The sequence below is a fragment of the Marichromatium purpuratum 984 genome, assembly GCF_000224005.2.
In the GTDB taxonomy this organism is placed as follows: Bacteria; Pseudomonadota; Gammaproteobacteria; order Chromatiales; family Chromatiaceae; genus Marichromatium; species Marichromatium purpuratum.
In genome coordinates this window covers 2824781-2838505 of record NZ_CP007031.1, presented here as the reverse complement: position 1 = coordinate 2838505, position 13725 = coordinate 2824781, and the positions used below count along the sequence as shown (strand labels likewise).

Annotated in this window: 8 protein-coding genes; all 8 read right to left on the bottom strand. The window is 68.8% G+C overall.

The window, feature by feature from the left end; genetic code table 11:
- Positions 1-3 precede the first annotated feature (3 nt).
- The 8 genes from MARPU_RS12305 to MARPU_RS16800 all read right to left on the bottom strand — a co-directional run bounded on the left by MARPU_RS12305 (position 4) and on the right by MARPU_RS16800 (position 13248).
- The gene (locus MARPU_RS12305) at positions 4-480 is read right to left on the bottom strand and encodes a CreA family protein (RefSeq protein ID WP_005224749.1); all 477 of its coding nucleotides are present in this window, start codon (positions 478-480) and stop codon (positions 4-6) included.
- Between the two features lie 32 nt (positions 481-512).
- Positions 513-1712: a protoporphyrinogen/coproporphyrinogen oxidase gene (locus MARPU_RS12300; RefSeq protein ID WP_005224750.1), complete on the bottom strand. Its 1200-nt coding sequence runs from the start codon at positions 1710-1712 to the stop codon at positions 513-515.
- 7 nt (positions 1713-1719) lie between these two features.
- The gene (locus MARPU_RS12295) at positions 1720-2268 is read right to left on the bottom strand and encodes a hypothetical protein (RefSeq protein WP_005224751.1); all 549 of its coding nucleotides are present in this window, start codon (positions 2266-2268) and stop codon (positions 1720-1722) included.
- A 50-nt stretch (positions 2269-2318) separates the two neighbouring features.
- Positions 2319-2891: a Tll0287-like domain-containing protein gene (locus MARPU_RS12290; protein ID WP_005224752.1), complete on the bottom strand. Its 573-nt coding sequence runs from the start codon at positions 2889-2891 to the stop codon at positions 2319-2321.
- Between the two features lie 127 nt (positions 2892-3018).
- Positions 3019-8526 carry an excinuclease ABC subunit UvrA gene (uvrA, locus tag MARPU_RS12285; RefSeq protein ID WP_005224753.1) on the bottom strand — a complete coding sequence of 1836 codons (5508 nt, stop codon included), beginning with the start codon at positions 8524-8526 and terminating at the stop codon, positions 3019-3021.
- A 298-nt stretch (positions 8527-8824) separates the two neighbouring features.
- Positions 8825-9427: a Spy/CpxP family protein refolding chaperone gene (locus tag MARPU_RS12280; protein ID WP_005224754.1), complete on the bottom strand. Its 603-nt coding sequence runs from the start codon at positions 9425-9427 to the stop codon at positions 8825-8827.
- Between the two features lie 136 nt (positions 9428-9563).
- On the bottom strand, positions 9564-11171 hold the full coding sequence (locus tag MARPU_RS12275) for an RNA-binding domain-containing protein (protein WP_005224755.1): 1608 nt from the start codon (positions 11169-11171) through the stop codon (positions 9564-9566).
- 43 nt (positions 11172-11214) lie between these two features.
- Entirely contained in the window at positions 11215-13248 is a 2034-nt protein-coding gene (locus tag MARPU_RS16800) for an EAL domain-containing protein (RefSeq protein ID WP_005224756.1), read from the bottom strand.
- Positions 13249-13725: the final 477 nt, after the last annotated feature.

Genomic DNA, 13725 nt, shown 5'->3' with positions numbered 1-13725 from the left:
GGGTCAGTGCGCCTGGGTCGGCCAGGGCTGGATGGCGACGGCCGAGATGCTGTTCTTCGGTGAGCCCTCGATGATCTTGTCGCTGTAGCTCAGATAGACCAGGGCGTGACGCGGCGCGTCGTAGAAGCGCACCACCTGCAGGCTTTTGAACAGCAGCGAGGTACGCTTCTTGAACACCTCCTCGCCGTCGCGCTTGCCGTCGCGCACCGCGTCGGGCAGCGTGATCGGGCCGACCTGGGTGCACTCGATCGAGGCATCCGAGGTGTCCTCGGCGACCCCGACCGCGCCGGAGACCCCGCCGGTCTTGGCACGGCTGATATAGCAGACGACACCGGGGATGTCCTCGTCCTCGAAGGCCTCGACGACGATCTTGTCGTTGGGTCCGAGGATCTTGAACTTGGTCGAGACGCTGCCGATGACCTCGGCCGCGAGCGGGGCGCTCAGGATGAGCAGGACGATGGTGGCCAGCAGCTTGCGCATGCGGTCGGCTCCTTGTGCGAACGGGGGGGTGGTCATCGGGCTCCGAACAGACGGTCGTGTTCGCTGCGGCTGCGGGTGAGTGCATCCTCGATCGAGACACCGAGGAACCAGTTGCCGGTGACCGCCAGCGGCGTCCCGGCGAGTGCGGCGTCGAGCGCGGCGACCCGCTCGGCGTGACCGGCGCGCAGCGCCGGCAGACGGTTGTGCACCCGCGCCTGGTCGAGCACCTGATCGGGGCGCAGGTCGAGGGTGGCGCAGGCGCGCGCGATCTGTGCCTCGGCGTCGAGTGCGCCGGGACGGAAGTGGAAGGCGAAGCCGCGCAGCTCGGGATCGGGGAGGAAGTCGCGCGAGACCGAGGAGTAGAAGGCGTCCTCGATCGCGATCAGCCCGGCCATCGGCTTGATGTCGACCTCGGCGGCGCGGAACACCAGTACCAGGGTCTCGATCTCGGCCATGCCGATGCCGTCGATCGCCGCGCGCGCCTGCTCGAAGCCCTCGGGCATCAGCGCGGCGGCCACCGGCGGCGGCACCGCCAGGGTGAGCCGGGCGGCGCCGATGCTCTCGCCATCGGCGAGGTGGACCCGGAAGCCCGCGTCGGTACGCGCGATGCGCTCGACCTCCTGGCCGGTGCGCACCTCGATCCTCGGCTGATCGGCGATCGCCTGGGGGATGGTCGAGAGCCCGCTCGGGAAGGTGAAGGCCTTGATCACCTCCTTGCGCCGCGGCTTGCGGCGGAACAGCGCCTCGGCCGGGTAGTCGTCGGCGGGCTGGCAGATCACCGCCTGGAAGGCGTGACGCAACAGGTCGTCGTAGTTGCGCCGGCCGAGGATGGCGCTGTAGTAGTCGGCGACGCTGCGTCCGGCCTTGGGCTCGCGGAACATCCGCGGCAGCGAGCGGATCGCCTCGCCGAGGTGCAGCGCCGAACGGATCGGGCGACGCTTGCCGTCCTGCCACAGCGCATAGCCGACCTTGAGCTTGGGCTGGATCAGCGCGGTCAGCCCCAGATCGTCGAGGATGGTGAGCAGGTTGCCGTAGCTGTTGAAGCAGGTATGTCCGCCCGACTCGACCCAGAAACCGTCCTGGTCCTCGAAGGCCTGGCTGTTGATGCAGCCGCCGACGCGATCGCGCGCCTCCAGCACCAGGGTGGAGTGGCCGCGACGTGCGGAGAAGTGCGCGGCGCCGAGTCCGCTGATGCCGGCGCCGATGACGAGATGCTCGAAGTCGATGGTCATGGAGGGGTCAGTCGCTGCGTTCCTGTCGTTGTTCTTCGGGCTCGATGTCGACCAGCGCGAGATGATCGATGTCGGGCGTCGGGATCGGCGTCGGCGGCGGCTCGCAATCGGCCAGGGTCCAATCGGCGCCTTGTACCAGGCTCAGGTGGCTGGTGTCGATGGCGGGCATCTTAACCGTGCGCGAGGGTTCGAGGAAGCCGTCCTGTGGGGCCAGTGCCAGCGCCTCGGCATCGATCCGGGCGAGCGTCTCGGGGGAACCCGTCGGATCCTCCACCGGGCCATCGGGCGCGGGGCGTACCGGTTGCGGGGCGGGGGCGGCGCGCTCGCTCGGGGTCACCTCCAGCACCGCGCCGGCCTGGGTGAAGACCTGGCGGTACTGGGCGACGGTGGTGGCGTCGACGCCACGTTTGACCACCACGCGCTTGCCGCTGAACAGTCGCTCGCAGCCGGCGCCGGCGAGCTTGAACACGGCGCAGAGCCGCTCGCGCACCTGGGCGGGATCGGCGTCGGGGGCGATGGCGCCGGTATAGCTGAGATCGAAGCGTTCGTCGGCCATGGGCTCGCACCTGCGTGCGCCCGGCGCACGGGCGCCGGGCGCGATAGGTATCAGAGTGGCTTGGCCAGGGTGAAGGCACCCCGGATGTCGCCGGCGCGGTAGCCGCGCGCGTTGTCCTCAGGATAACGCTCGTCCAGGGCGGCTGCCACCTCGGGGGTGAGGTGATCGCCGTGACAGGCGAGACAGACCTCGGCGGTGGGGATCGCCTTCATGAAGCGGAAGCGACGTCCGTCCTCGTCCTCGACCACCTCGGCATGGGCGAGACCGGCCACCGGCTCGCCGGCGGCGCGCTGCTCCTCGAACTGGTCGAGCACCTCGCGCTCCCAGTCGTCCGGGGTGTTGTGCGTGGCATTGCGCACCCCGAGGCTGGTACGCCCGACCGACCAGCCGCTCTGCGTGCTCAGCTCGTCGGCGATCACCGGTGCGCGCTCTTCGCAGACCTCGATCGCGCGTACCGGACCACCGGCCTCGATGGCCTGCTTGAGTTCGCCCTGCAGGGTCTTGGCGAACTGCTGGATGAGCGTCTTGGCCTCGGCCATGCGCGGGTCGGGCGCGGTCTCGGCGTGTGCGCCGGCGGCGATGAGCAGGGCGGGGACGAGGGACCACTGGATCAATGTCTTCATCGGGCGATATCTCCTTGATGTCTTGGCAGCTGCGGGCTGGGCAGTGTGCCAGCTTTGCGTCGCGCAGGGTTTGACGGATCGCAGTCGGGGAGTTCCCTCGCACACTCAATGTGATTGACGGTCTGACTCAGTCCAGGTGTGCCTGCAGCGCCGCGCCGGTCGGCAGCTCGGGGTGCGCGGCGATGGTCTCCGGCGTCCCGGCGGCGACCAGTCGGCCGCCGGCCGTGCCGCCCTCGGGGCCGAGGTCGAGCACCCAGTCGGCGGCGGCGATCAGGTCGAGGTTGTGCTCGATCACCACCACGCTGTGCCCGGCGTCGACCAGCCGTTGCAGCACCCCGAGCAGACGTTCGACATCGGCCATGTGCAGCCCCACCGTCGGCTCGTCGAGCAGATAGAGGGTGGGGCGGTCGGTCAGCCCATCGGCGCCGGGACGCGCGCGCGCCAGTTCGGTCACCAGCTTGAGCCGCTGCGCCTCGCCGCCGGAGAGCGTCGGACTCGGCTGGCCGAGGGTGAGATAGCCGAGCCCGACGTCCTGCAGCAGGGTCAGCGGGTGATGGATCGCCGGGTGGGCGGCGAAGTGCTCGACGGCCTCATCGACGCTCAGCGCCAGGGTCTCGCCGATGTCGAGCCCGAGATAGCGCACCGCGCGCGTCTCGCGGTCGAAGCGGCTGCCGTCGCACTGCTCGCAGGGGATGCGCACATCGGGCAGGAAGCTCATCTCGATGCGCTGTACCCCCTGGCCGTCGCAGGCGCCGCAACGCCCACCGGCGGTGTTGAAGGAGAAGCGCGCCGCGTTCCAGCCGCGGATGCGCGCCTCCTGGGTGGCGGCGAACAGTCGCCGCACCCGATCCCAGATGCCGACATAGGTCGCCGGGCAGGAGCGCGGGGTGCGCCCGATCGGGGTCTGGTCGACCTCCAGTGCCCGGGTGAGCGCCTGCCAGCCGTGGATCGCGCGACAACCGATCAGGTCGCGTTTGCGCGCGCGCGTTGGTCGATCGGCGCCGAGCAGGTTGCCGAGGGTGGCGCCGAGCACCTCGCGCACCAGGGTCGACTTGCCCGAGCCCGAGACCCCGGTGACTGCCACCAGCCGTCCCAGCGGCAGCTCGACGTCGAGGTCGCGGAGATTGTTGCGGTGCGCGCCCTCGATGCGCAGCCGCTGGCGCTCGCCGGGGGCGGGGCGCGCTGGCCGGTCGCGACCGTGGGCGCGGGCGAGGTAGCGCCCGGTGAGCGAGTCGGGGTTGGCGATCAGCGCCGCGGCGTCGCCCTCGGCGATCACCCGACCGCCGCGCACCCCGGCGCCGGGGCCGAGGTCGATGACATGACCGGCGCGGCGGATGGTCTCCTCGTCGTGCTCGACCACCACGATGGTGTTGCCCTTGGCCTCCAGCCGCTCGAGGCTGGCGAGCAGCAGGGCATTGTCGCGCGGGTGCAGACCGATGGTCGGCTCGTCGAGCACGTAGCACACCCCCTGCAGGTTGGAGCCGAGCTGCGCGGCCAGACGGATGCGCTGGGCCTCGCCGCCGGAGAGGCTGGGCGCGGCACGGTCGAGCCCGAGATAGCCGAGCCCGACCTCGGCGAGGAAGGCGAGCCGGTCGCGCACCTCATGGATGAGATTGCCGGCGATCGCCTGCTCGCGGGCATCGAGCACCAGGTCTTCGAGCCAGGCCGCCGCTTGCTCGACGCTCAGCGCCGAGAGCCCGTCGATCGACTGGTCGTGGAAGCGCACCGCGCGCGCCACCGGGTTGAGTCGCGCGCCCTCGCAGGCCGGACAGACCGCGGCCGCGCCGATCTCGCCCTCCTGCCACTGCGCCTCCTCGCCGCTGTGGCTGTCGTCGAGCCCGGCGATCAGCCGGCCGCTGCCGAGACAGCTCGGGCACCAGCCGTGACGCGAGTTGTAGCTAAACAGTCGGGGGTCGGGCTCGGCGAAGGCACGCCCGCAGTCGGGACAGGCCCGTGCGGTGGAGTGGACCTGCTCGGCGCCCCAGCCGCCGGCGGCGTCGAGTCGCGCCACCCGCACCACGCCCTTGCCGATGTCGAGCGCCTGGTCGAGCGCGGCGCGCAGCTCGGCCTCGTGCGCCGGGTCGACCCGCAGCGCGCCGAGCGGCAGCTCGATGTCGTGCTCGCGGAAGCGATCGAGCACCGGCCAGGGGTCGGTCGGCAGCGCCACGCCGTCGACCCGCAGCCGCTGCCAGCCCTTGCCCGCGGCCCAGGCCGCCAGCTCCTTGTAGATGCCCTTGCGCGCGCTCACCAGCGGGGCCAGCAACTCCACCCGCTCGCCACGGTGCTCGCGGAGGATGCGGGCGAGGATCGCTGCCGCCGACATCGGCTCGATCGTCACCCCGCAGTCGGGACAGTGCTGCACCCCGAGGCGGACATAGAGCAGGCGCAGATAGTGATGGATCTCGGTGAGGGTGCCGACGGTGCTCTTGGCCCCGCCGCGACTGGTGCGCTGCTCGATCGCCACGGTCGGCGGGATGCCGTGGATGGCGTCGACCTCGGCGCGCGCGGCCGGTTGCACGAACTGGCGGGCATAGGCGTTGAGCGACTCCAGATAACGTCGCTGGCCCTCGGCGAAGAGGATGTCGAAGGCCAGGGTGCTCTTGCCGCTGCCCGAGACCCCGGTGATGACCGTGAGCCGGTCGCGCGGGATCGACAGGGTGAGGTCCTTGAGGTTGTGCTCGCGGGCGTGACAGATCTCGATCGCCGCAGGCGCGGTCACGGCCCGAGCGTCGGCGCCGCTCTCGGCGACCGCCTGGGGCGTGTCCCAGCTCTCGCGCAGTGCCTGCCCAGTGTAGCTGCCGGGGTGTTCGGCGACCTGCCGGGGCGTGCCGCAGCAGACCAGCTCGCCGCCGTCCTCGCCGCCCTCGGGACCGAGGTCGATGAGCCAGTCGGCGGCGCCGATCACATCGAGGTTGTGCTCGATCACCAGCAGCGAGTGACCCTGCTCGATCAGCCGCTCGAAGGCCTCGAGCAGTACCGCGATGTCGGCGAAGTGCAGCCCGGTGGTCGGCTCGTCGAGCAGGAACAGCAGCCCTGGCGCGTCCTTGCGCCGGCGCGCGCGCTTGCCCAGGTGGGCGGCGAGCTTGAGTCGCTGCGCCTCGCCGCCGGAGAGCGTCGGCACCGGCTGGCCGAGTCGCAGATAGCCCAGCCCGACGGCCTGCAGCGGGGCCAGGGCGCGGGCGACCTCGGCATCGCCGGCGAAGAAGGCGAGCGCCTCGGTGGCGGTCATCTCCAGCACCTCGGCGATCGAGCGCGGGCGCGCCTCGGGATCGGCGCCGGGCAGGCGCACCTCCAACACCTCGTCGCGATAACGACGCCCGTCGCAGTCCGGGCAGCGCAGATAGACGTCGGCGAGGAACTGCATCTCGACGTGCTCGAAGCCGGTGCCGCCGCAGCCCGGGCAGCGCCCGTCGCCGCTGTTGAAGCTGAAGGTGCCGGCGGTGTAGCCGCGCGCGGCGGCCAGCGGGGCGCGGGCGAAGCGCTTGCGCAGCACGTCGAAGGCGCCGACATAGCTCGCCGGGTTGGAGCGTGAGCTGCGCCCGATGCTCGACTGATCGAGCAGGCTGACGTCGCCGATCGCGTCATCGCCCTCGAGGCTCTCGAACGCCCCCGGCGTGCCGTCGGGGTGACCCTTGCGCTGGCACAGCGCGCGATAGAGCACCTCATGGAGCAGGGTCGACTTGCCCGAGCCCGAGACCCCGGTGAGCACCACCAGCCGGTCGAGCGGGATGTCGACGTCGACCCCCTTGAGATTGTGCGCGCGCGCGCCGCGCAGGCGCAGCCAGCGGGTGGCCTCGTCGACCGGGCGCGCCGCGCGCTCCGGGGCGACGCGGCGGCGCCCGGCGAGATAGGCGCCGGTGAGCGAGTCGGGGGCCGCGAGCAGTGCCTGCGGGCTGCCCGAGAACACCACCTCGCCGCCGTGCTCGCCAGGCCCCGGGCCGATGTCGACGATACGATCGGCGGCGAGCATCACCTGGGGGTCGTGCTCGACCACCAGCAGCGAGTTGCCGCCCGCGCGCAGCCGCTGCAGCACCGCGACCAGCCGCGCCATGTCGCGCGGGTGCAGGCCGATGCTCGGCTCGTCGAGCACGAACAGGGTGTTGACCAGCGAGGTGCCGAGCGCGGTGGTGAGATTGATGCGCTGTACCTCGCCGCCGGAGAGGGTGCGCGACTGCCGATCGAGGGTGAGATAGCCGAGCCCGACCGCGCACAGATAGCGCAGCCGCGCGCGGATCTCACCGAGCAGTTGGTCGAGCGCCTGATCGAGTCCGGCATCGAGGGTGAGCGCGTCGCAGAAGTCGCGCAGTCGCGCCAGCGGCAGACACATCAGGTCGTGCAGCGCGAGCCCCGGCAGCGCCGCCCAGCGTTGCGCGTCCATGGTGACGCGGTCGTGACGGAAGCGCGCCACGACGGGCAGGGTGCGCGCGGCGAGTTCGGCGTCGCCGAGTCGCCAGTCGAGCGCCTCGTCTTCGAGTCTGGCCCCGTTGCACTGGCTGCAGGGCGCATAGGCGCGATAGCGCGAGAGCAGCACCCGCACGTGCATCTTGTAGCTGCGTCCCTCCAGCCAGGCGAAGAAGCGGCGCAGCCCGTACCACACGCCGTCCTCCCACTCGCCCTCGCCGTCGATCACCCAGTCGCGGTCGGCTGCGGTGAGCGCCGACCAGGGGATGTCGGTGGGGAGGCCGCGGGCGTGGGCGAAACGCAGCAGGTCGTCCTGGACCTCGGCATAGCTGTCGCTCTGGATCGGTTTGATGGCGCCGCCGAGCAGGGTCTTGGCGGGATCGGGGACGACCTGGTCCCAGTCGATGCCGATGGTGCGCCCGAAGCCCCGACAGCTTGGGCAGGCCCCCACCGGCGAGTTGAAGGAGAACAGCCCCGGGCTCGGCTCGCGATAGCGGATGTCGCAGTCGGGGCAGTGCAGCTCGGCGGAGAAGCGCAGCGCCGGACCGGGCGCGCGCGCTGCATCGAGCGGGTGGACCCGCACCCGGCCGTGGCCCTTCTCCAACGCCGTCTCCAGCGCCTCCAGCGCACGCGCGCGCTGCTCGGGGGCGATCCGCAGCCGGTCCTGGATCACGGTGATGCGGGTGTCGGTCTCCTCCAACAGCCGTACATAGCCCTGCTGGGCGAGCATCGCCCGCACCTGCTCCAACCCCAGTGATTCGGGCACCTCGACCTCGAAGCAGATCAGCGCGCGGGCGTCGCGATGGCTGGCGAGCAGGGCCTCCCAGATGTCCTCGGGGCGATCGCGTCGCACCGCCCGACCACAGCCGTGACAGAACAGCTGCGCGGCGCGGGCGAACAACAGCTTCAAGTGGTCGTTGAACTCGGTCATGGTGCCGACGGTCGAGCGCGAGGTGCGTACCGGGTTGGTCTGATCGATGGCGATCGCCGGCGGGATGCCCTCGATGCGCTCGGCGGCGGGGCGGTCCATGCGGTCGAGGAACTGACGCGCATAGGGCGAGAAGGTCTCGACATAGCGGCGCTGACCCTCGGCATAGACGGTGTCGAAGGCCAGCGACGACTTGCCCGAGCCCGAGACCCCGGTCACCACCGTCAGCTCGCCGAGCGGCAGGTCGAGGTCGAGATCCTTGAGATTGTTCTGGCGCACGCCGCGCAGGCGGATGGTGTCGTTCACGGGGTTAGGGTGTCCTGAATCGGCGACGCCCCGGTGTGACGGGACGCCATGGTCGAGTCCGACGCGCCGGGTGGGGGCGCCGGTGGTGACTGGGCGAGACCACGGAGGGCTCGGCGGCTGCATAGCATGGGGGCGTGTATGTCGACTCGGCAAGGGTGTGCTCGCGATGTCGTCGAGGGGCACGGCGAATGAAGCCGTCGGTGAGGCGGGCGCCAGTACGGCAGGGGCGGGCGGCGGTCGAGCTTGGTGATCTTCGCCCCGTCGGACGCGGTGCGTCGGACGGGGCGGTGGTCTGCGATCAGAATCGATCGCAATCCCTCTGCATCATCGGATCACCGCCGGGCATCATCGGGTAGCCGCCGGACATCGGGCCGTGGTGGCGCATCGGGCCATGGCCGCGGCGCTGCATCGGGGTGTCGAGGGCGGCGCGCTGTTCCTCGGTGAGGATCTCGGCGACCGCCTCGCGCAGCTCGGTGCGGGTGAGGTCGAGCTGCTGGTGCTGGCGCTGGAACAGCTCGGTGAGCGCCTGGGCCTGCTCGGCGGTGAGGCCGACGCGTGCGTCGAGTCGGTCGACGCGGCGCTCGATGCGTCGCTCGCTGAGCCGGTCGCGCTCGGCGCGCTGCTCGTCGGTGAGCAGCTCGTCGATGCGCTTGCGGGTCTCGAGCTGCTGCTGCTCGCGGGCCTGACGGGCCTCGTCGAGGATGACGCGGACCTGTTCGCGCTGGGCGTCGTCGAGGTCGAGGCGGTCGGCCATGCGTGCCATCGGCATCGGCAGGTCGTCGCCCGGGCCATAGCCGTACCCGGGACCGAAGGGCATGGCGAGTGCGATCGGCGCGGCGGTGAGCAGACCGACGGCGAGTGCGATGCCACGGATGCGGGGGGTGTCGAGTCGGGTGTTCATGATCTTCTACGCTCCTGCTGGTTGGAATGGGCGCGCCGCTGGGCGGCGGTGGAGCCCGTTGCTCCGACACCTTCAGGTTAGGTGCGGCGAGTGCAGGCTCGGTGCAGGGATTGCGGAAAGATCGTGTAAGCGGCGATCAGAAGCGGGTGCGGATGTATTTCAGCGCGCGGCTGATCGACAGCTCAATGTTGGAGGGACCGCTGCGGATGATGAACAGCTCGCGCTTCTTGTCGTCGTGGAGGAACACCGGCGCATCGGCGCGCTCGCATTCGACCGCGCCGAGGCGCACGCCGTCGAGGTCGAGGAGGAAGAAGCGCACGTAGCGGGCGTATTCGGGGCCGAGGTGTTGGTTGAGCAGGTTTTTGAAGTGCAGCTGGCACTTGTCCTCGTTCTCGAACTTGTCGGCGTCCAAGCCGAGCAGGGTGCCGTCGTCGGCGACGCCGAGCAGGAGGATGCCGCCTTCGGTGTTGAGGAAGGCGGTCACGCCCTTGAGCCAGGCCAGCTCGATCTCCTTGCCCGGGGTCTTGGTGTGGAGGTTCATCCGCATGGTCGACTTGAATTCGAGATGCGCGCCCTCGCCACTGCGGATGAGGTCGTGGAGGTCGTGCTGGGGGGTGCGCCGATCGATAGTGAGCTTGGGCAGGTCGCGGAGCTGGCGGCTGTACTTACGGACCACTACCGTGGCCATGGTGAGGCTCGCGGCGAGGATGGTCAGCGCGGTCATGGCGACGATGTGCCAGCGGCTGCGTAGGATGGTGAGCGTGGCTGAAACCGGCAGGGCGACCCCGACCCAGGCGCCGTTCGGGTCCTGGGTGAGGGGGCGGAATCCGCCCCACCAGTCGTGGTCGCCGCTGCGGAAGCGGACCAGTCCCTCGGCGGGGCGCTCGGTCGATTTCCAGGCGGCGACGGCGTCGAAGGGGAGCGGGCCGCCGAGTCGTTCGTGGGCGGAGAAGAAGCCGTCGGTCTGGGTGCGCTGGGTCTGTTGTTGTGGGGTGGGCACGAAGACGCCACCGCTGCCGTTGAACAGGAAGCCGTAGCCGCCGGGTGGGAGTTCGAGGCGGTTGATGGTGTCGACGATCTGCTCGAGGGTGATGTCGAGCGCGCTGAGACGGAGGCTGCCGTGCTGCTCGCGGGCCACCGCTGCGGTGGTGCCGGGGACGCCGAGCGAGGCGAAGACGTAGGGCGTGCTCCACACCAGAGAGCCGGGATGTTCGACGGCATCGCGGAACCAGGGGCGGTTGCGTGGATCGTAGTCGGTCGGCTGGGTGCGGGTGTCGAGCGGCTCGAGCTGCTCGCTCCAGCGGGTGATGCGCAGTTCGCCCGATTCACCGGGCGCGCGAATGCGTGTGAGCCAGCCCGTCTCGGTGCGAGCGAGGAAGTACTCGGCACCGTCGTCATCGGCCTCGATGGCTCCGGCGACCTGGGGCATATGGGCCAGGACCGGGATCAGGCGTTCGTTGAGTGCGGCCTCGTCGCTGGGGGAGAGATCCGCGCTCTCCATGCCGTCGCGCACGATCAGCAGTTGTTGCTGCACCGGGAGCAGGAGTCCGTGGACCTCGTCGCGCACCAGGGCGGCGGCGGACTCGATGCGAGTGCCGGCGAGATCCTGCTTGATCGCGTTGATCAGCAGGATGTTGATCGATACCAGCAGCGCGACGGTGCCGGCGACCAGCAGCAGCAGGTCGCGCCACAGACGGTTGCGGATCGTGCCGGAGGAGAGGTGCGGCAGCGAGAACGGATTCATGGTCGCGGATTATACCGCAGCTGTTCCATCCGACCCTAGTGAATCACGTTCGGCGATCAAGGCTGTTGATCCTGTGGTTGATCAGTGGGGCGGGCTTGCCGATGTAGTAACCCTGGGCGAAATCGACCCCGAGGGAGGCGATCTTGCGATAGATCGCCTCGTCGCTGACGAACTCGGCGATGGTCTTGATGCCGAGCCGTCGAGCGAAGTCGACGATGGTCTCGACGATGACCTCGGCATGGGGGTCGGTGAGGATGTTCTTGATCAGCGAGCCGTCGATCTTGAGGAAATCGATGTCGAGATGGATCAGGGTCTCGAAGTTGGAGTAGCCGCTGCCGAAGTCGTCGATCGCCACCCGTGCGCCGAGGCGCTTGACCTGGTCGATGAAGGCCTTGATCCGCTCCGGGCTGGAGAAGCCTTCCTGCTCGGTGATCTCGAAGATCAGCCGGTCCATGACGTTGTACTGGCGCTGCAGTGTTGCGAGGGTGTCGAGGATGTCGCTCTCCTCGATGTCCTCGATCGCGAGGTTGATGCTCAGGGCCAGCTCGGTGGCGCTGAAGCAGGCGACCGACTTGCGGATCATGCTCGCCGACAGCTCTTTGTAGTTGCCCGAGCGCTTGGACACGGCGAGGAACTCTGCGGGGAGGTAGAGAGTGCCCTCGGCGTCGCTGATGCGCATCAGTGCCTCGTACTTGCAGACTCGGCCGGTACGGACATCCTGGATCGGCTGGAAGTGAGGGGTGATCCAGTCCTGGGTGATCGCCTTGCGAATGACCCGGGTGGTCTTCAGGTTCTGCTGGTACTCCTTGAGGATGGGCAGGTCCTCCTGGAAGGTGGCGACCTTGGTGTGCTTGAGCTTGGCGTACTTGAGGGCGGTGGTGGCGGCGACGATCGGGCTGGAGTGGCGGCTGCTGGCGATGCCGGCGCTGATCGAAGCGGTGATGGTCTCGCCCTTGACGGTCTGCTCCCTGTTGCCGAAGCGCTCGACGAAGGCCTGGATGTGCATCTCGAACTCCTCCACCTCATCGCCCCGACTGTCGAAGATGGCGAACTCGTCGCCGTTGAGTCGATAGATGGCGTAGGGCTGGTGAGCGAAGAACTGGCGCAGCAGGGTGGCGGTCGAGCGCAGGAAGTCGTCGCCGGCGTTCATGCCGAGAAAGTTGTTGACCTCCTTGAAGCGGTCGATGTCGAGGATCGCGAGGTTGAAGCTGGCGGCGTGCTCGATATCGTAGATCAGGCGTTGGCGCGAGAGCAGGCGGGTGAGATTGTCGTAGTTGGCGCGTTGGTTGAGCTGAGAGATCAGCTCGGCGATGTTGTCGTAGAAATAGCGGCTGAGCTTGCCGAGTTCGTCATTACTGTGAGGACGGCTCCTGAGTTGCAGCGCGACCGGGTCCTGGCTGTGCATCCGCTGCATGTCGTCCATCAGAGCGTAGATGGGGTTGATGATGTTGCGATTGATCTGACGCGCGGTCAGGCGAACCAGGATCAGGGTGACGAACAGATAGATCAGCGTCTGGACGATGATGCTCTCGCGGGTGGCGCTGGCGATGTCCTGGTGCAGGTGCGCGCGGGTCTCGTGCAACTGGCGTCGCTTCTCCTCGATGAGTTGCTGGATCGGGGCCAGGGTGTATTCGACCTCGAGCCGACCGATCGACTCGTCGTTGTAGACGATCTCCAAGGTGCGCGGCATGCAGCCGCCCACCTCCTGGCGCCGCGCGCTGGCGATCGCCTCGTGGGTGAGGTTGTCGACCACCGCGATCGAGCACAGCGCCTGGTGTTGGACGAGCTTGGTGGTCTTGTCCTGGAGCGAGAGCAGGTTGAGGTTGTAGAGTTCGTGGGCGACGGTGAGGGCCATCATCTGCAGATAGTGCTCGATGTCCTCCTCGAACCTGTCGACCATCGCGGCGTGCTCCTGCTCGATATGATCCTGCAGGGTGCTGAGGCTGCTGCGTTCGATTTCTGATTCGAGCCGGAATGAGTTGTAGAGCTGGAGAAAGAAGAGGACGCACATCAGCAGCAGCGTGATCACCGAGATCACGAATATCAATTTGAATTTTATTGAATTCTTATGGAGCATGCGGCTCAACGTCTCAGTCTGCGACCCCATGGGTGGTACAAGGTCGTGTGCGGACTCCTCGACCGCCGGTGGAGACTGTGTCGGGCGTGAGGCGGTGTCCTGGTCGTTGAGTTCGCGACATTGGGTGTGTGGTGATGCGTGCGGCCCTTGGGGGGCGCCATCGCGTCCGGCCGGGTTCGGGTCGTCCTCGCTGTTCCCGCGTGAAGCGCGCGGCTGTCTGCTCGCTGCTCGCTGCTCGGCATGCGCAAGGAATCTTGTCGTAAGTCATGTCGCCTCGGCCGTTGTCAAGCGGTGTCTATCCGTCTCCGCCGATCCAGCCCCCTCGCCATGATGCATCTATTAGAGAATAGTCTGGATACGGGTGATGGCCATCGGCAGCGGCTGTCTGTCGCTCTGGTCGCGCGTGTTGTGTCCGCTCGCCTCTTTCACCGTTTCGTACCATTGGCTGGATCGCTCGGTCGCGCCTTCGACACCGTG